A 15062-nucleotide genomic window follows, 5' to 3' on the forward strand; every position below is an offset into this window, starting at 1 on the left:
CATCATGTCATTGATCAAACGCCTTAGTACCCAGTCCGAGCAGTTCGGTAAAAGCCTGCGCGCCCTGCTTGCCTTCGACGCGTCCCAGGATGAGTCCATCGAGCGCGCCGCCGCCGACATCCTGAAAAACGTTCAGGAACATGGCGATAGCGCCGTGCTGGACTACACCCGGCAATTCGATCGCAGCCCCGCGGCCTCTGTCGCGGCGCTGGAGATCGAGCGCCGCGAATGGCTGGCCGCCCTGGACGCGCTGCCCGCGGATCAACGCGCGGCGCTGGAAACGGCCGCCGACCGGGTGCGCCGCTACCACGAACACCAGTTGGCCCAGACCTGGACCTACACCGAGGCCGACGGCACGGTGCTGGGCCAGAAGATCACGCCGCTGGACCGCGTTGGCTTGTATGTGCCGGGCGGCAAGGCCGCCTACCCTTCGTCTGTACTTATGAACGCCATTCCGGCCAAGGTCGCGGGCGTGCCTGAAGTCATCATGGTGACGCCCACGCCCGATGGCGCGCGCAACCCCATCGTGCTGGCCGCCGCGGCCCTGGGGGGTGTGGACCGGGTCTGGGGCATAGGCGGCGCCCAGGCGATAGGCGCCCTGGCCTACGGCACGCAAACCATTTCTCCGGTCGACAAGATCGTCGGACCGGGCAATGCCTATGTGGCGGCGGCCAAGCGTCGCGTGTTCGGCACGGTGGGCATCGACATGATTGCCGGGCCCAGCGAAATCCTGATCATCTGCGATGGCGACACGCCGGCCGACTGGATTGCGATGGACCTGTTTTCGCAGGCCGAGCACGACGAACTGGCCCAGGCCATCCTGCTTTGCCCCGATTCCGCCTATCTGGACCAAGTAGAGGCCGCCATTGCGCGCCTGCTGCCCACCATGCCGCGCGCCGACATCATCCGCGCCAGCCTTGGACAGCGCGGCGCGCTGATCCAGGTGGCCGATCTGGACGAGGCCTGCGCCATCGCCAACGATATCGCCCCCGAGCACCTGGAAATCTCCACCGCGGACCCCCAGATATGGGCCGATAAAATCCGCCATGCCGGTGCCATTTTCCTGGGCCGCTACAGTTCGGAAGCCCTGGGCGACTATTGCGCCGGCCCCAACCACGTACTACCCACTTCCCGCACCGCCCGCTTTTCCTCGCCGCTGGGCGTGTATGATTTCCAGAAACGCTCCAGCATCATCCAGGTTTCGCAAGAGGGAGCGCAGTTTCTGGGGCGCATTGCGGCCAACCTGGCCTACGGCGAAGGCCTGCAGGCCCATGCCGCCAGCGCCGAATACCGCCTGAACCCTACCGATTCCAAATCCTGACCATGCGTACTGCCGACATCACCCGAAACACCAATGAAACCCGCGTGCGCGTTTCAATCAATCTGGACGGCACAGGCCGTCAAACCATCAACACAGGCGTGCCTTTCCTGGATCACATGCTGGACCAGATCGCGCGCCATGGCCTGATCGACCTGGACATCCAGTGCGACGGCGACACCCATATCGACGACCACCACACTGTCGAAGACGTGGGCATTACCCTGGGCCAGGCTTTTGCCGCCGCCGTGGGCGACAAGGCAGGCTTGCGCCGCTATGGCCATTCTTATGTGCCGCTGGATGAAGCGCTGTCGCGCGTCGTCATCGATTTCTCGGGTCGCCCTGGGCTGTACTATCACATTCCCTTCACGCGCTCGCACATCGGCCGGTTCGACGTCGATCTGGCTCGCGAATTTTTTCAGGGCTTCGTCAATCACGCGCTGGTTACGCTGCATATCGACAACCTGCGCGGGGAGAATTCGCACCACCAGTGCGAAACCGTCTTCAAGGCTTTCGGCCGCGCGCTGCGCATGGCCACCGAGCACGATCCGCGCAACGCCGGCGTCGTGCCGTCGACCAAGGGCGTGCTTTAAGCCACGTATCCGCACAACCCATTAACGGCTGATTACCGTGAATACTATCGCCATCGTTGATTACGGCATGGGCAACTTCCACTCGGTGGCGCGCGCGCTGCAAGCGGCCGCGCCCGATGCCGACATCAGAATCTGCAGCAAGGCGCAGGACATCGACCAGGCCTCGCGCGTGGTATTCCCCGGTCAAGGCGCCATGCCGGACTGCATGCGCACTCTGGACAAATCGGGTTTGCGCGAAGCCGTCGTCCGCGCCGCCCGCGGCAAGCCCCTGCTGGGCGTCTGCGTGGGCGAGCAAATGCTGTTTACCGAAAGCGAAGAAGGCCATGTCCCCTGCCTGGACGTATTTCCCGGCCGCGTAAAACGCTTCGCAGGCCCGCAATATGCCAGCGCCGCGCAGGGCGCCCCGGAACAGGAACGGCTGAAGGTCCCTCATATGGGCTGGAACCGCGTGCAGCAGACCCGCGGCCATGCTCTATGGCAAGGCATTCCGGATCAGGCCCATTTTTATTTCGTGCATAGCTACTATGCCGAACCGGACGATCCGGCGCTTACTGTTGGGGTAAGCCACTACGGGGCAAGCTTTACCTGTGCCGTGGCAGCGGCTAACATTTTCGCAGTACAGTTCCATCCCGAAAAAAGCGCCGACCATGGTTTGCGCCTGTATCGGAATTTTGTTGATTGGAATCCATAACATCATGCTACTCATCCCCGCCATCGATCTAAAAGACGGGCGTTGCGTGCGCCTGCGCCAGGGCGACCTGGACGACGCAACCATTTTTTCAGATGACCCCGCGGCCATGGCCACGCAGTGGCTCGAGCAAGGAGCCCGGCGCCTGCACCTGGTCGACCTGAACGGCGCCATAGCCGGCAAGCCCAAGAACGAGGCCGCCATCAAGTCCATCATCGAGGCCGTGGCCGATGACATCCCCGTGCAGATCGGCGGCGGCATACGCGATCTGGACACCATCGAACGCTATCTCGATGCCGGCATTACCTACGTCATCATCGGCACGGCCGCGGTCAAGGATCCCGGCTTCCTGCGCGATGCATGCAGCGCCTTTCCCGGCAACATCATCGTCGGCCTGGATGCCCGCGACGGCAAGGTCGCCACCGACGGCTGGAGCAAGCTGACGCGCCACGACGTGCTGGATCTGGCCCGCAAATTCGAGGACTACGGCTGCGAAGCCATCGTCTACACCGATATCGGCCGCGACGGCATGCTGTCCGGCGTCAATATCGAGGCCACCGTGAAGCTTGCGCAGCACGTCAACATTCCCATCATCGCCTCGGGCGGCGTGACCGACCTGCGCGATATCGAAGCATTGTGCGCGGTCGAGGACGAAGGCGTGGAAGGCGCCATCCTGGGCCGCAGCCTGTATGAGGGCACCCTGGACTTCGCCGCCGCGCAAGATATGGCCGACGAACTCGGAACGACATGACGCAAACCGATAACGCCTTTGCCGATACCGAACTTACGCGGCGCATCATCCCCTGCCTGGATGTCACGGCGGGCCGCGTGGTCAAAGGCATCAATTTCGTCGATCTGGTCGATGCCGGCGATCCGGTCGAGATCGCCCAGCGCTACAACGAACAAGGCGCGGACGAGCTCACCTTCCTGGATATCACCGCCACCAGCGACGAGCGCGACCTGATCCTGCCCATCATCGAATCGGTGGCCAAACAGGTCTTCATCCCGCTGACCGTGGGCGGAGGCGTGCGCCAGGTATCCGATATACAGCGCCTGCTCAATGCCGGCGCCGACAAGGTGTCGATGAACAGCGCCGCCGTCGCAAATCCCGATCTGGTTCGCGACGCCGCCGATTATCACGGATCGCAATGCATCGTCGTGGCCATCGACGCGCGCCGTGTATCGCCGGCCGGCGAAGCCGCGCGATGGGAAATCTTCACCCATGGCGGACGCAAGGCCACCGGCATCGATGCGGTGGAATGGGCCAGGAAGATGGCGGAATACGGCGCCGGCGAGCTGCTGCTGACCAGCATGGACCGCGACGGCACCAAGTCGGGCTTCGACCTGGAATTGACCCGCGCCGTATCCGACGCCGTCGCCGTCCCGGTAATCGCCTCGGGCGGCGTGGGCAACCTTCAGCACCTGGCCGACGGCGTCACCACGGGGCGCGCCAACGCCGTCCTGGCCGCCAGCATTTTCCATTACGGCGAATACACCGTTCGGCAAGCCAAGCAATTCATGGCTGAACAGGGCATTAAGGTACGATTGACGGCATGACGCAAGAAACCACCTGGCTGGACGCCATCCATTTCGACGACAACGGCCTGCTGCCGGCCATCGCCCAGGATTTCGATACGGGCCACATCCTTATGGTGGCCTGGATGAACGCCGAATCACTGGAAGAAACCATCGCGACCGGACGCGCCGTGTACTGGTCGCGCTCGCGCAAGCGCCTTTGGCGCAAAGGCGAGGAATCCGGCCATGTGCAGATCGTGCACGAAATCCGTCTTGATTGCGACGGCGACGTCGTCCTGCTCAAGGTCAAGCAGGAAGGCGGCATCGCCTGCCATACCGGCCGCGCAAGCTGCTTTTACCGGCGCCTGGACGGCACCGCCGGCAATGCCGTCTGGACAGCGGTGGATCCCGTCCTGAAAGACCCCGAGCTAATTTACAAATGAATCCGCAAGATACGTCCACCATCCTGGCCCGCCTGGCCGATACGCTCGAATCGCGGCTGCCGGCGAACGGCGGCGACCCTTCCGCCTCGTATACCGCCAAGCTGCTGGCGCGCGGCCCCGACGCCTTCCTGAAGAAAATCGGCGAAGAAGCCACCGAGCTGGTGATGGCCGCCAAGGACAACACGCCTGATCGCATCGTGGCGGAAACCGCCGACCTCTGGTTTCACTGCATGGTGGCCCTGGCGCACTACGGACTGCGGCCCGAACAGGTGCTGGCGGAGCTGGCTCGCCGCGAAGGCGTATCCGGCCTGGCCGAAAAAGCCGGCCGATCCGAATCCTGAACACCACACGCGAGGCCCTCATGAGCGACAACTGCCTGTTCTGTAAAATAGCCAAGGGCGAAATACCCTCGAAAAAAGTGTACGAAGACGAGGATTTTTTCGCTTTTCACGACATAAATCCCGCGGCTCCCGTACACTTGCTGTTAATACCGAAACGCCATGTTGTATCCATGCAGGATATTGGCCCTCAAGATACCCAATGGTTGGGTAGAATGATGGCCCTGGCGCCCCGGTTGGCGCACGATAATGGCTGTACGCCGGGGCCTGATGGCGGGTTCAGGCTGGTCGTCAATACCGGCGTCGAAGGCGGGCAGGAAATCGCCCACCTGCATTTTCATATTATCGGGGGCCCTCGCCCCTGGGATAAACGCGCGGCACCAGCCGCCTAACGGAGACCGTATCATGGGTAGTTTCAGCATTTGGCACTGGCTTATCGTCCTGGTCATTGTCGCCTTGGTGTTCGGCACCAAGAAAATCCGCAACATGGGTGAAGACCTGGGCGGCGCGGTGAAAGGCTTCAAGAAAGGCATGCGCGACGCATCCGAGGAAAAGAAGCCCGAATCGGTCGCACAGCGCGTTCAAAGCGACGACACCATCGACGTTCAAGCCAAAGAGAAGACCGACGCCTGAAAAAGAGGGCTGCATTTTTCCTTAACCTCTTTTTAAGCGGATTCCTTACACATGTTCGACGTCAGCTTTAGTGAGCTCATGCTGATCGGCGTCATTGCGCTGATCGTCATCGGGCCCGAGCGCCTGCCCAAGGTTGCCCGTACCATCGGGCATCTGGTCGGGCGCGCGCAGCGTTATGTCAGCGATGTCAAAACGGACATCCAGCGCGAAATGAATCTGGACGAGTTGAACAATCTGAAGGGCCAGATGGAAGAAGCCGCCAATTCGGTCAAGTCCTCCATGCAGGACGCCACCGATAGTCTGCGCAAGCCCCTGGACGAGGCCCAGCAGGCGCTCAAGGACGCCTCGGCTTCCGTCGAAACCCTGGTCGACACCGCCAAGGCGGAATCGGCTCAAGCGCCCGCTTCCGCGGCGGACGCGGCCAAGCTGCCCGGCGATGAAGCCGCCTCGTCCCTTCCCCTGCCGGGATTCACCGATACCGAAGCCGGCAAGACCAAATCAGGGACGCCAACGTGACACAAGAAGCATCCCAAGACACTTTCATTTCGCATCTTGTCGAATTGCGCACACGCCTGATGTGGGCCGTAGCATCCGTGCTGGCCGTTTTCGTGGTCCTGTTCATCTATCCGGGTCCATCCGCCATCTACGACCTGTTGGCGCAACCCATGCTGGCCTCCCTTCCCGAAGGCACGCGCATGATCGCCACCGGCGTCATCACGCCGTTCATGGTACCCATCAAGGTCACCCTGCTGGCCTCCTTCGTATTGGCGCTGCCTATCGTGCTGTATCAGGCCTGGGCCTTCGTTGCGCCGGGCCTGTACCGGCACGAGCAAAAACTGGCCCTGCCGCTTATCGCCTCCAGCACGCTGCTTTTCCTGATGGGCATGGCATTTTGCTATTTCGTGGTGTTTGGCACGGTCTTTCATTTCATCGCCAATTTCGCGCCGGAATCGATCACGCCCGCGCCGGATATCGAAGCCTACCTTAGCTTCGTCATGACCATGTTCATCGCTTTCGGCGTTACGTTCGAAGTGCCGATCGCGGTCATCTTGCTGGTAAAAAGCGGCATCGTCACCGTACAGAAGCTACGATCGGCACGCGGCTACGTCATCGTCGGCGCCTTCATCATCGCCGCGGTCGTGACGCCTCCGGATGTGGTCAGCCAATTCATGCTGGCACTGCCGCTGTGCCTGCTTTTCGAGCTGGGCGTGCTGGTTGCCAGCACCCTCAAGAAGCACGAAGCGAAACCGCAGGAAGACGACCTTGAAGAAGATGAAGATCTCGATGCCGACGAAATCGCTCCGCGCAACGACTAATATCTAACTGGCATCATCGCCTGCCGAAACAGAGACGCCCCGCTTGCCCCGGGGCGTCTCTGTTTCCGGAACCGCCGATAAGGCGGCTCCCGGAATCGCGCGTCCTTTCGTGTACCAATCAGGGCTTGCGTATGCGCGGCCGGGTGCCGACCTGCACATCCAGGTCCCGCTTCTTGCCCTCGCGCATGATGGTCAGCGTTATCGTTTCTCGCGGAGGCAGCGGGGCGATCTGGTTCAGAAAGCCGATGGAATCGTAGACCGTCTGGTCATTCAGCTTCAGCACGATATCGCCCACCCGGATTCCCGCTCGCCAAGCGGGACCGTTGCGCAGGACGCTGGCAATGATCACGCCGTCGCTCTGCTTCAGGTTGAAGGCCCTGGCCAGATCGGGAGTGATGTCCTGGGGCTCGATGCCCAGCCAGCCGCGGGTTACCGTGCCGGTCTTGATGATCTGGTCCATGATGGTGTGCGCGGCCTGCGCCGGGATCGCAAACCCTATGCCCAGCGAACCGCCCGTTTCGGAATAGATCGCCGTGTTGATGCCCACCAGCCGGCCCGTTGTGTCGATCAGGGCGCCGCCCGAATTGCCGGGATTGATGGCGGCATCCGTCTGAATGAAGTTCTCGTAAATATTGATGCCCAGGCGATTGCGCCCCAGCGCCGATACGATGCCCATGGTGGTGGTCTGCCCCACGCCGAATGGATTGCCGATGGCAAGCACCACGTCGCCCGTACGGACCTGATGCTCGCCGTTGAAACCAATGGCCCGCAGATCGGGAAGGTCTATCTTCAGGACGGCGAGATCGCTTTCGGGGTCCGCGCCCACCAGTTCGGCGCGCGTCTGGCGCCCGTCGCTAAGCGCAACCTCGATGGCGTCGGCCGCTTCGATGACGTGGTAGTTGGTCAATATATAGCCGTCGCCGCGCACAATGACGCCCGAGCCCAGGTTGGTGGACTCCTTGCGCCGGCTGAAGCCGGGAATATCGCGGAACAGGCGCTCAAGCTCGGGGTCGGCGGGCAGCGGTATCAGCGGCACATTGATATGCTTGCTGGTATAAACGTTGACCACCGATGGCGTGGCTTGCGCCACTGCGGCGGCGAATGACGCCTGCAAAGGCGGGGCCACCGCCGGCGCGGGCGGAGGAGGCGCGGAATGCAGCCAATCCGGGCGCAAGGTTGCAACGATGAATAAAATACCCAGGCATACTGTTACCGTTTGGGCAAATAGCAACCACAATCGACGCATAAGGCAATAAGGGAAAAGACAGGCAATGAATCAGGTATCTACGCAGCAATTGGCCGACTGGCTCGATGCCACTTTGCAAGTCCAGCGCTTCAAGGATTACTGTCCCAATGGACTGCAAGTCGAAGGCAAAGCCGCGATCAGTCACATTATCACCGGAGTTACGGCTACGCAGGCGTTACTGGAAGCCGCGATCGAGCGCAAAGCGGATGCAATCCTGGTGCATCACGGCTGGTTTTGGAAGAATGAAGACCCTTGTGTGCGCGGCCCCAAGCGCAAACGCCTATCGCTCGCGCTGCGCCACGACCTGAATATTTTCGCCTACCACCTGCCTCTGGATGCCCATCCCGTGCTGGGCAATAACGCGCAACTGGCCCGTGTTCTGGGCCTGGAGGTCGAGCGGGACGGCAATGGAAACCCGGTCGTCTGCGGCCCTGACGGCCTGGTCTGGCTGGGCCGCTGCGAGCCCGCAAAAACACTGGATGAACTTGGAAACAGTATTTGCAATGCCTTACAACGTCGCCCCTTGCTTGTGGGGAATACACAACAAGCGATACGCCGCATCGCCTGGTGCACGGGGGGCGCGCAAAGCATGATGCAAGCCGCCGTGGCGGCGGGCGCCGATGCCTACCTGACCGGCGAGGCCTCGGAACCGACTTTCCACCTTGCGCAAGAAACCGGCACGGCATTCATCGCTGCCGGCCATCATGCGACCGAACGCTATGGCATACAGGCCCTGGGCCAGGCCATAGCGGACGAGTTCGGCATCAAGGTGGAGTTCGTGGATATCGATAATCCGATCTGAACAGCCGGCTATTTTTTCAGGAGATCGCGGATTTCGCGCAGCAGCGCGACGTCTTCGGGGGTGGGAGCGGTTTGCGCAACCGCTTCTTCCTGTCGGGCCACCCGGTTGCGCGCCGCGTTGACGGCCTTGACCAGGCAGAACACCACAAAGGCCAGCAGAACGAAATTGATAAGAATGGTCAGGAAGTTGCCCCACGACAACACGACGGCTCCCGCCTTGGTCAATGCATCGTAGGTTTCAGGGCCGGAAAAATTCTCCGGCGCGCGCAATACCCAGAATTGATTGGTGAAGTCGACCTCGCCGCCAACGACGAAGGCCACCAGCGGCATGATGATGTCTTTGACCAGCGAGTCGATGATCTTGCCGAATGCCGCGCCGATTATGACGCCGACCGCCAGATCGATCATATTGCCCTTGACGGCGAACTCTTGGAATTCTTGCAGGAAACCCCGTGCTTTGCTCATGTCTTCTTCCTTTCCCGTTACACCCGATAGCGGGCTAACGCTATAATACGCGGTTGATAAGATAGTACATAGCCAAAAAACAGTGAATGGTATGCCCTGCTCGGGCATGAATAAGGATACTAGAATGAGCCAGATTACGACACAGCTCGATGATTCCGCTGCGGTTGACCCCAACCTTCCACCCGATCCTTCGCGCCGTTTCTGGGTAGCTTCCGCCTGTGCCGTGGGCGGTGTCGCAGGCGTTGCCACCGCCGTTCCCTTCGTGGGTTCGTTTGCGCCGTCCGAAAAGGCGCGCGCCGCCGGAGCGCCGGTGGAAGTCGACGTATCCAATATTGCACCGGGCCAGATGATTACCGTCGAATGGCGCGGCAAGCCGGTCTGGATCATGCATCGCACCACCAGCCAGCTCGAGCACCTGAAAGACAACGACGCCGAACTGGCCGATCCCAATTCCGATCGCCCCGGCTTCACCCCCGAATACGCCAAGAACGAGTACCGTTCGCGCAAGCCCGAACTCTTCGTCTGCGTGGGCATCTGCACGCACCTGGGCTGCTCGCCATCGCCAGCCTTCACGCCCGGCCCCCAGCCCGGCCTGCCCGCCAACTGGGAAGGCGGCTTCAACTGCCCCTGCCACGGCTCCACCTTCGACCTGGCCGGACGGGTATTCAGCAACAAGCCCGCACCCGACAACCTGGAAGTGCCGCCCTATACCTACTCGGCCGATGGCACCCACATAACTATCGGTGTCGACGAAAGCAACAAGGCCTGATCCACCGAACCGGGCGCCCGCAAGGCGCCCCGCGAACCGAACCCGTTATACGCCGTAAGATAAGATAAGGAGCCGTTTCATGGCTGGCGAGAAAACCGTCGAGACGACAGGACTTTTAGGATGGATAGATAGGCGTTTTCCGCTTACCAGCCTGTTCAAAGACCATATGTCGGAATACTATGCGCCCAAGAATTTCAATTTTTGGTATTTCTTTGGGTCGCTGGCAATGCTGGTACTGGTCATACAGATCGTAACCGGCATTTTCCTGGTCATGAACTACAAGCCCGATGCCAAGCTGGCGTTTGAATCGGTCGAATACATCATGCGCGAAGTGCCATGGGGATGGCTGATCCGCTACATGCACTCCACCGGCGCGTCCATGTTCTTCGTGGTGGTTTACCTGCACATGCTGCGCGGCCTTTTCTACGGCTCGTACCGCAAGCCGCGCGAACTGGTCTGGATCTTCGGCGTCGCCATTTTCCTCTGTCTCATGGGCGAAGCCTTCTTCGGCTACCTGCTGCCATGGGGCCAGATGTCGTACTGGGGCGCCCAGGTCATCGTGAACCTGTTCTCGGCCATTCCGTTCATCGGTCCCGAACTGGCCATCTGGATCCGCGGCGACTATGTCGTGTCCGATGCCACGCTGAACCGCTTCTTCGCCTTCCACGTCATCGCCATCCCGCTGGTCCTCATCGGCCTGGTCGTTGCGCACATCATTGCCTTGCATGAAGTGGGCTCCAACAACCCCGACGGCGTCGAAATCAAGCAAGGCCCCAAGGACCGCAACGGCCATCCGCTGGACGGCATCCCGTTCCACCCCTACTACTCGGTGCACGACATCATGGGTGTGGCCGGCTTCCTTATCGTCTTTGCCGCCATAATTTTCTTCGGCCCCGAAATGGGCGGGTACTTCCTTGAGTACAACAACTTCATTCCCGCCGATCCGCTGAAGACGCCTCCGCACATCGCGCCGGTCTGGTATTTCACGCCGTTCTACTCCATGCTGCGCGCCACCACGGCCGACTTCACCTGGGTTCTGGTCGCGGGCGCCGTCATCGCGGCCATCGCCCTGTTCCTGAAGGGCAACCTGAAAGGCATCATGCGCATTGCGGTGCCTGTCGTCCTGCTGCTGGTGGCTGTGCTGCTGCGCGCCATCGACGCCAAGTTCTGGGGCGTGGTCGCCATGGGCGGCGCCGTGGTCATCCTGTTCTTCCTGCCATGGCTGGATCACTCGCCGGTCAAGTCGATCCGCTATCGTCCAACCTGGCACAAGTACCTGTATGCTATTTTCATCGTCAACTTCCTGGTGCTGGGTTATTTGGGCACGCAAGCGCCTAATCCAACCTTCAACCTCATGAGCCAAATCGGAACCGTGATCTACCTGGGCTTCTTCTTCCTGATGCCCGTCTGGAGCCGTCTGGGTACCTTCAAGCAAGTCCCCGACCGCGTCACGTTTCACGCTCATTAAGGCCACCAATACGTTACGGAACAATCATGATTAAAAAGCTGCTAGGTACCATCGCGTTATCACTGGTCTGCGCGGTCTCAGTCGCCGCAGAGGGTGGTTACAAGCTCGATCACGCGCCCGATCGCATCAACGACATGGCTTCGTTGCAAAACGGCGCCAAGCTGTTCGTCAACTACTGCCTGGGCTGCCATAGCGCCTCTTCGATGCGCTATAACAAGCTCACCGAGATCGGCCTGACCGACGAACAGATCAAGAAGAACCTGCTGTTCACGGGCGAAAAAGTGGGCGATCTCATGCATATCGCCATGACGCCGCAAGACGCCAAGAAATGGTTCGGCGCCGCGCCGCCCGACCTGTCGGTCATTGCCCGCGCCAAGTCCACCACCATGGGCCCATCGGGTGTCGACTATGTGTACACTTTCCTGCGTACGTTCTACCGCGACACCTCCAAGGCCACAGGCTGGAACAACCTGGTCTTCCCCAGTGTCGGCATGCCCAATGTGCTGTGGCAGCTCCAGGGCCCGCGCGCGCTGGAACACGTCACCATCCACGACGTAGCCAAGGCCGACGGCAGCTCGCAGTGGGAACGCCACACCGCCAAGTACGACGCTCAGGGCTTTTCGGAAATCAAGACCGAAGTCCTGAAAGACTACGAAGGCGCAAGCGTCGACAAGGCCGTGCTGTCTTCGCCTGATCCCAGGATGACTGCCGTGTTCGACAACAACGTGGCCGACCTCAGCAATTTCCTGGGCTGGATGGCCGAACCCATGCAGCAGCAACGCAAGCAAATGGGCGTCTGGATCCTGTTATTCCTGTCCTTCTTCCTGCTGGTGGCATGGCGCCTGAACGCCGCCTACTGGAAGAACGTCAAGTAAAGCTGACCGCCGGTAGCGCCAGGTGGCGCTGCATGTCAGCTACCGGTCAAGAAATAGGCGTAGTCTGATACGCCTATTTCCCTTTTTCGGAGCCGCATTCCGGTGCGCGCTCTTGTTCTCATTTCTACGATTGGAATCCGCGACATGATGGTGCTCTATTCTGGAACGACTTGCCCGTTCTCCCAACGCTGCCGCTTTGTGCTGTTTGAAAAAGGCATGGATTTTGAAATCCGCGACATCGATCTGTACAACAAGCCCGAAGACATCGCGGTGATGAATCCCTACGGCCAGGTTCCCATCCTGGTCGAGCGCGACCTGGTCCTGTACGAGTCCAACATCATCAACGAATACATCGACGAGCGCTTCCCGCATCCGCAGCTCATGCCGGCCGACCCGGTCATGCGCGCCCGCACCCGCTTGTTCCTGTACAACTTCGAAAAGGAGCTGTTCGTACACGTTTCCGTGCTCGAAGACCGCAGTTCCACCGATACCCGGGCACAAGACATCGCGCGCCAGAATATCCGCGACCGCCTTGCGCAACTGGCCCCCTTGCTGCTAAAAAACAAGTACATGCTGGGCGAGGAATTTTCGATGCTGGACGTAGCCGTCGCGCCTTTGCTTTGGCGCCTGGACCACTACGGCATCGAACTGCCCAAGAACGCGGCCCCCATCCAGAAATACGCCGAGCGTATTTTCTCGCGCCCGGCCTACATTGAAGCGCTGACGCCTTCCGAGAAGGTCATGCGCCGCTAACGAAGCCATGCAAGAGTCCTCTACCAAACCGTACCTGATACGCGCGCTGCACGAGTGGTGTACCGATAACGGCTACACCCCTCATATCGTTGTAACGGTCGACGCCAACACCGTCGTTCCTCCGGCGCACATCCACGATGGCCAGATCACCCTGAATATCGGGACCCTGGCCACCAACCGCCTGACGCTGGGCAATGACTATATCGAATTCCAGACCCGCTTTGGCGGCGTCACCGAACAGATTTTCGTGCCTGTAGCGGCGGTATCGGCCATATACGCCCGGGAAACCGGCGCGGGCATGGGTTTCGATGTCGTGGAATCGCAGCCGCATCCAGCCGGCGAACCGTCCGACTCCGCCCCCAGGGTGGTTGCCGACAGCGGTTCGAGCATAGAGGGCGACAAGCCGGACCCGTCCTCGGACGACCCGAAGCCACCCCGGCTGACCATCGTCAAGTAAGGGCGGCCTGTCGTTCAGCGCAATGCATTGCTGTAATCCGTAAAAAATCCCGTTGTTGGAAAAACAACGGGATTTTTTCTAAGGAAATGGCTTCAGGCCCGGAAACGCGCCGCCAGCCTGTCCGCTTCGCGCGCCAGGATGGACATATCCATTCCCACCGCCGTAAACAGCGTACCCACTTCCATATAGCGTCGCGCCAGGGCCTCGTCGACGGTTAGCACGCCCGGCGCTTTGCCGCAGGCTTTGATGCGGCGTATGGCGTCTTCGATCGCCGACTTGACTTGGGGATGCGCCAGCTCGCCCGGATAGCCCATGCTGGCGGACAAGTCCGCCGGACCGATAAACACGCCGTCCACGCCATCGACCGAAGCGATGGCTTCCAGATTATCCAGGCCTTCCTGTGTCTCGACCTGCACGAGCAGGCACAGTTCGTCCTGGCATTGGCGGATGTAATCGGAATTACGCCCGAAGGCGCTGGCGCGCATGGTGCCGCCCACGCCACGCGTGCCGGCCGGGGGATAGCGCATGCCGGCAACCGCCTGCTCGGCCTCTTCGGCGTTCTGCACATAGGGGAGCAGCAAGGTCTGCACACCGATATCCAGGTAGCGTTTCTGCTGAATGGGATCGTTCCAGCTGGGGCGCACCATGGTGGAGACCGGATAGGGCGCCGCAGCCTGCATCTGTCCCAATACCGTCTGGACATCGTTGGGTGAATGTTCGGTATCAAAAACCAGCCAGTCGAATCCGGCGCCCGCGACCACCTCGGCGCTGTATGGATGCGCCAGCGACACCCACAGACCCAGTTGATGCTGTCCGGCGCGGATGGCCTGCTTGAAGCGATTGACGGGAACCTTCATGGATCGATTTTCCTGTAATGGCGGCCCCGCGCCATCCGGCGGCCAGCTTAAGAAGTAAGAGTCTGGCCCGGGAAGTTGCGGGTTTGTCGTGCCGGGGGTTGTTGAAAAATTGCTCGGGCGGCGCCTGCTCGATGATCTTACCATCGGCCATGAAAATTACGCCGGCTATCCGGGCGTATCCGCTACGATCCGCATTGAAAACGCAGGCCCGAAATTCCTGTAGAATTATGCGTTCGCCGGTTTAGCTCAGTTGGTAGAGCAGCGCACTTGTAATGCGAAGGTCAGGAGTTCGACTCTTCTAACCGGCACCAGAAAATGGCTCTTCCCCCCAATCGGGGGAAGAGCACTCATCAAACACGGTTAATCACACCGTTCCAGCCGCACAGGGCCAAGACCCGCAGGCGGTAATTCTCAAAATTCCTGAATCCGTACGCTCTGCGTGAGAGCATTGGCTCTTCCCCATAAACGGGGGATGGGCACTCATCAAACACGGTTAATGACACCGTTCCAACCGCACAGGGCCAAGA

20 protein-coding genes and 1 tRNA gene are annotated in these 15062 nt (G+C 60.6%); 18 read left to right on the forward strand and 3 right to left on the reverse strand.

Annotated elements, in window-relative coordinates; all coding sequences use genetic code 11:
- The first annotated feature begins 4 nt into the window (after positions 1–4).
- The 11 genes from hisD to tatC are packed head-to-tail and all read left to right on the forward strand — an operon-like array spanning position 5 to position 6844.
- The gene (hisD, locus tag V0R37_RS21555; protein WP_420376475.1) at positions 5–1321 is read left to right on the forward strand and encodes a histidinol dehydrogenase; all 1317 of its coding nucleotides are present in this window, start codon (positions 5–7) and stop codon (positions 1319–1321) included.
- Positions 1322–1323: 2 nt separating this feature from the next.
- Positions 1324–1911 carry an imidazoleglycerol-phosphate dehydratase HisB gene (gene hisB, locus V0R37_RS21560; protein WP_420376476.1) on the forward strand — a complete coding sequence of 196 codons (588 nt, stop codon included), beginning with the start codon at positions 1324–1326 and terminating at the stop codon, positions 1909–1911.
- A gap of 37 nt (positions 1912–1948) precedes the next feature.
- Positions 1949–2602, forward strand: coding sequence for an imidazole glycerol phosphate synthase subunit HisH (hisH, locus tag V0R37_RS21565; protein ID WP_420376477.1), 654 nt, complete (start codon positions 1949–1951; stop codon positions 2600–2602).
- Positions 2603–2606: 4 nt separating this feature from the next.
- A complete protein-coding gene (hisA, locus tag V0R37_RS21570; RefSeq protein WP_420376478.1) occupies positions 2607–3350 on the forward strand; it encodes a 1-(5-phosphoribosyl)-5-[(5-phosphoribosylamino)methylideneamino]imidazole-4-carboxamide isomerase in 744 nt (247 codons plus the stop codon).
- Positions 3347–4156: an imidazole glycerol phosphate synthase subunit HisF gene (hisF, locus tag V0R37_RS21575; protein ID WP_420376479.1), complete on the forward strand. Its 810-nt coding sequence runs from the start codon at positions 3347–3349 to the stop codon at positions 4154–4156. Before hisA ends, hisF begins: the two co-directional genes overlap by 4 nt.
- On the forward strand, positions 4153–4557 hold the full coding sequence (hisI, locus tag V0R37_RS21580; RefSeq protein WP_420376480.1) for a phosphoribosyl-AMP cyclohydrolase: 405 nt from the start codon (positions 4153–4155) through the stop codon (positions 4555–4557). Before hisF ends, hisI begins: the two co-directional genes overlap by 4 nt.
- A complete protein-coding gene (locus V0R37_RS21585; RefSeq protein ID WP_420376481.1) occupies positions 4554–4898 on the forward strand; it encodes a phosphoribosyl-ATP diphosphatase in 345 nt (114 codons plus the stop codon). Before hisI ends, V0R37_RS21585 begins: the two co-directional genes overlap by 4 nt.
- A gap of 20 nt (positions 4899–4918) precedes the next feature.
- Complete coding sequence (locus tag V0R37_RS21590) at positions 4919–5287, forward strand: histidine triad nucleotide-binding protein (protein WP_420376482.1); 369 nt, start codon at positions 4919–4921, stop codon at positions 5285–5287.
- Positions 5288–5300: 13 nt separating this feature from the next.
- On the forward strand, positions 5301–5528 hold the full coding sequence (tatA, locus tag V0R37_RS21595) for a Sec-independent protein translocase subunit TatA (RefSeq protein ID WP_420376483.1): 228 nt from the start codon (positions 5301–5303) through the stop codon (positions 5526–5528).
- Positions 5529–5579: 51 nt separating this feature from the next.
- Positions 5580–6044, forward strand: a complete 465-nt coding sequence (tatB, locus tag V0R37_RS21600) for a Sec-independent protein translocase protein TatB (protein WP_420376484.1) — start codon at positions 5580–5582, stop codon at positions 6042–6044.
- Positions 6041–6844: a twin-arginine translocase subunit TatC gene (tatC, locus tag V0R37_RS21605; RefSeq protein ID WP_420376485.1), complete on the forward strand. Its 804-nt coding sequence runs from the start codon at positions 6041–6043 to the stop codon at positions 6842–6844. The genes tatB and tatC overlap by 4 nt, the downstream gene beginning before the upstream one ends.
- A 118-nt stretch (positions 6845–6962) precedes the next feature.
- Here the strand turns inward: tatC and V0R37_RS21610 are convergent, their stop codons facing one another.
- Positions 6963–8090, reverse strand: a complete 1128-nt coding sequence (locus tag V0R37_RS21610; RefSeq protein ID WP_420376486.1) for a S1C family serine protease — start codon at positions 8088–8090, stop codon at positions 6963–6965.
- A 25-nt stretch (positions 8091–8115) separates the two neighbouring features.
- Between V0R37_RS21610 and V0R37_RS21615 the strand changes: the two genes are divergently transcribed.
- Positions 8116–8892, forward strand: a complete 777-nt coding sequence (locus V0R37_RS21615) for a Nif3-like dinuclear metal center hexameric protein (RefSeq protein ID WP_420376487.1) — start codon at positions 8116–8118, stop codon at positions 8890–8892.
- A gap of 8 nt (positions 8893–8900) precedes the next feature.
- On the opposite strand, the gene mscL is transcribed toward V0R37_RS21615, so the two are convergent.
- Positions 8901–9356 (reverse strand): large conductance mechanosensitive channel protein MscL, encoded by a 456-nt coding sequence (gene mscL / locus V0R37_RS21620; RefSeq protein ID WP_420376488.1) that lies wholly within the window; start codon positions 9354–9356, stop codon positions 8901–8903.
- Positions 9357–9480: 124 nt separating this feature from the next.
- Here mscL and petA point away from each other — a divergent pair, with 124 nt between their 5' ends.
- The 5 genes from petA to V0R37_RS21645 all read left to right on the forward strand — a co-directional run bounded on the left by petA (position 9481) and on the right by V0R37_RS21645 (position 13678).
- Positions 9481–10125, forward strand: coding sequence for a ubiquinol-cytochrome c reductase iron-sulfur subunit (gene petA / locus V0R37_RS21625; protein ID WP_420376489.1), 645 nt, complete (start codon positions 9481–9483; stop codon positions 10123–10125).
- Positions 10126–10204: 79 nt separating this feature from the next.
- The gene (locus V0R37_RS21630; RefSeq protein WP_420376490.1) at positions 10205–11593 is read left to right on the forward strand and encodes a cytochrome b; all 1389 of its coding nucleotides are present in this window, start codon (positions 10205–10207) and stop codon (positions 11591–11593) included.
- Positions 11594–11619: 26 nt separating this feature from the next.
- The gene (locus V0R37_RS21635; protein ID WP_420376491.1) at positions 11620–12468 is read left to right on the forward strand and encodes a cytochrome c1; all 849 of its coding nucleotides are present in this window, start codon (positions 11620–11622) and stop codon (positions 12466–12468) included.
- Positions 12469–12612: 144 nt separating this feature from the next.
- Positions 12613–13221, forward strand: coding sequence for a glutathione S-transferase N-terminal domain-containing protein (locus V0R37_RS21640; RefSeq protein WP_420376492.1), 609 nt, complete (start codon positions 12613–12615; stop codon positions 13219–13221).
- 7 nt (positions 13222–13228) lie between these two features.
- Positions 13229–13678 (forward strand): ClpXP protease specificity-enhancing factor, encoded by a 450-nt coding sequence (locus V0R37_RS21645; RefSeq protein ID WP_420376493.1) that lies wholly within the window; start codon positions 13229–13231, stop codon positions 13676–13678.
- Positions 13679–13770: 92 nt separating this feature from the next.
- On the opposite strand, the gene V0R37_RS21650 is transcribed toward V0R37_RS21645, so the two are convergent.
- Positions 13771–14535 (reverse strand): aldolase/citrate lyase family protein, encoded by a 765-nt coding sequence (locus V0R37_RS21650; protein ID WP_420376494.1) that lies wholly within the window; start codon positions 14533–14535, stop codon positions 13771–13773.
- Positions 14536–14770: 235 nt separating this feature from the next.
- Here V0R37_RS21650 and V0R37_RS21655 point away from each other — a divergent pair.
- A tRNA-Thr gene (locus tag V0R37_RS21655) sits at positions 14771–14846 on the forward strand.
- The last annotated feature ends 216 nt before the right edge of the window (positions 14847–15062 follow it).

The organism is Pollutimonas rozaliensis, assembly GCF_048751585.1.
GTDB lineage: Bacteria > Pseudomonadota > Gammaproteobacteria > Burkholderiales > Burkholderiaceae_B.

Excerpts from the sequence above, each read along its gene's own strand:
- petA (WP_420376489.1), top strand. The coding sequence starts at position 9,481 with ATGAGCCAGATTACGACACAGCTCGATGATTCCGCTGCGGTTGACCCC.
- V0R37_RS21630 (WP_420376490.1), top strand. The coding sequence starts at position 10,205 with ATGGCTGGCGAGAAAACCGTCGAGACGACAGGACTTTTAGGATGGATA.
- tatA (WP_420376483.1), top strand. The coding sequence starts at position 5,301 with ATGGGTAGTTTCAGCATTTGGCACTGGCTTATCGTCCTGGTCATTGTC.
- V0R37_RS21585 (WP_420376481.1), top strand. The coding sequence starts at position 4,554 with ATGAATCCGCAAGATACGTCCACCATCCTGGCCCGCCTGGCCGATACG.
- mscL (WP_420376488.1), bottom strand. The coding sequence starts at position 9,356 with ATGAGCAAAGCACGGGGTTTCCTGCAAGAATTCCAAGAGTTCGCCGTC.
- V0R37_RS21645 (WP_420376493.1), top strand. The coding sequence starts at position 13,229 with ATGCAAGAGTCCTCTACCAAACCGTACCTGATACGCGCGCTGCACGAG.
- V0R37_RS21650 (WP_420376494.1), bottom strand. The coding sequence starts at position 14,535 with ATGAAGGTTCCCGTCAATCGCTTCAAGCAGGCCATCCGCGCCGGACAG.
- V0R37_RS21610 (WP_420376486.1), bottom strand. The coding sequence starts at position 8,090 with ATGCGTCGATTGTGGTTGCTATTTGCCCAAACGGTAACAGTATGCCTG.
- hisF (WP_420376479.1), top strand. The coding sequence starts at position 3,347 with ATGACGCAAACCGATAACGCCTTTGCCGATACCGAACTTACGCGGCGC.
- V0R37_RS21635 (WP_420376491.1), top strand. The coding sequence starts at position 11,620 with ATGATTAAAAAGCTGCTAGGTACCATCGCGTTATCACTGGTCTGCGCG.
- hisA (WP_420376478.1), top strand. The coding sequence starts at position 2,607 with ATGCTACTCATCCCCGCCATCGATCTAAAAGACGGGCGTTGCGTGCGC.
- hisI (WP_420376480.1), top strand. The coding sequence starts at position 4,153 with ATGACGCAAGAAACCACCTGGCTGGACGCCATCCATTTCGACGACAAC.
- V0R37_RS21590 (WP_420376482.1), top strand. The coding sequence starts at position 4,919 with ATGAGCGACAACTGCCTGTTCTGTAAAATAGCCAAGGGCGAAATACCC.
- tatB (WP_420376484.1), top strand. The coding sequence starts at position 5,580 with ATGTTCGACGTCAGCTTTAGTGAGCTCATGCTGATCGGCGTCATTGCG.
- hisD (WP_420376475.1), top strand. The coding sequence starts at position 5 with ATGTCATTGATCAAACGCCTTAGTACCCAGTCCGAGCAGTTCGGTAAA.
- hisB (WP_420376476.1), top strand. The coding sequence starts at position 1,324 with ATGCGTACTGCCGACATCACCCGAAACACCAATGAAACCCGCGTGCGC.
- V0R37_RS21615 (WP_420376487.1), top strand. The coding sequence starts at position 8,116 with ATGAATCAGGTATCTACGCAGCAATTGGCCGACTGGCTCGATGCCACT.
- V0R37_RS21640 (WP_420376492.1), top strand. The coding sequence starts at position 12,613 with ATGATGGTGCTCTATTCTGGAACGACTTGCCCGTTCTCCCAACGCTGC.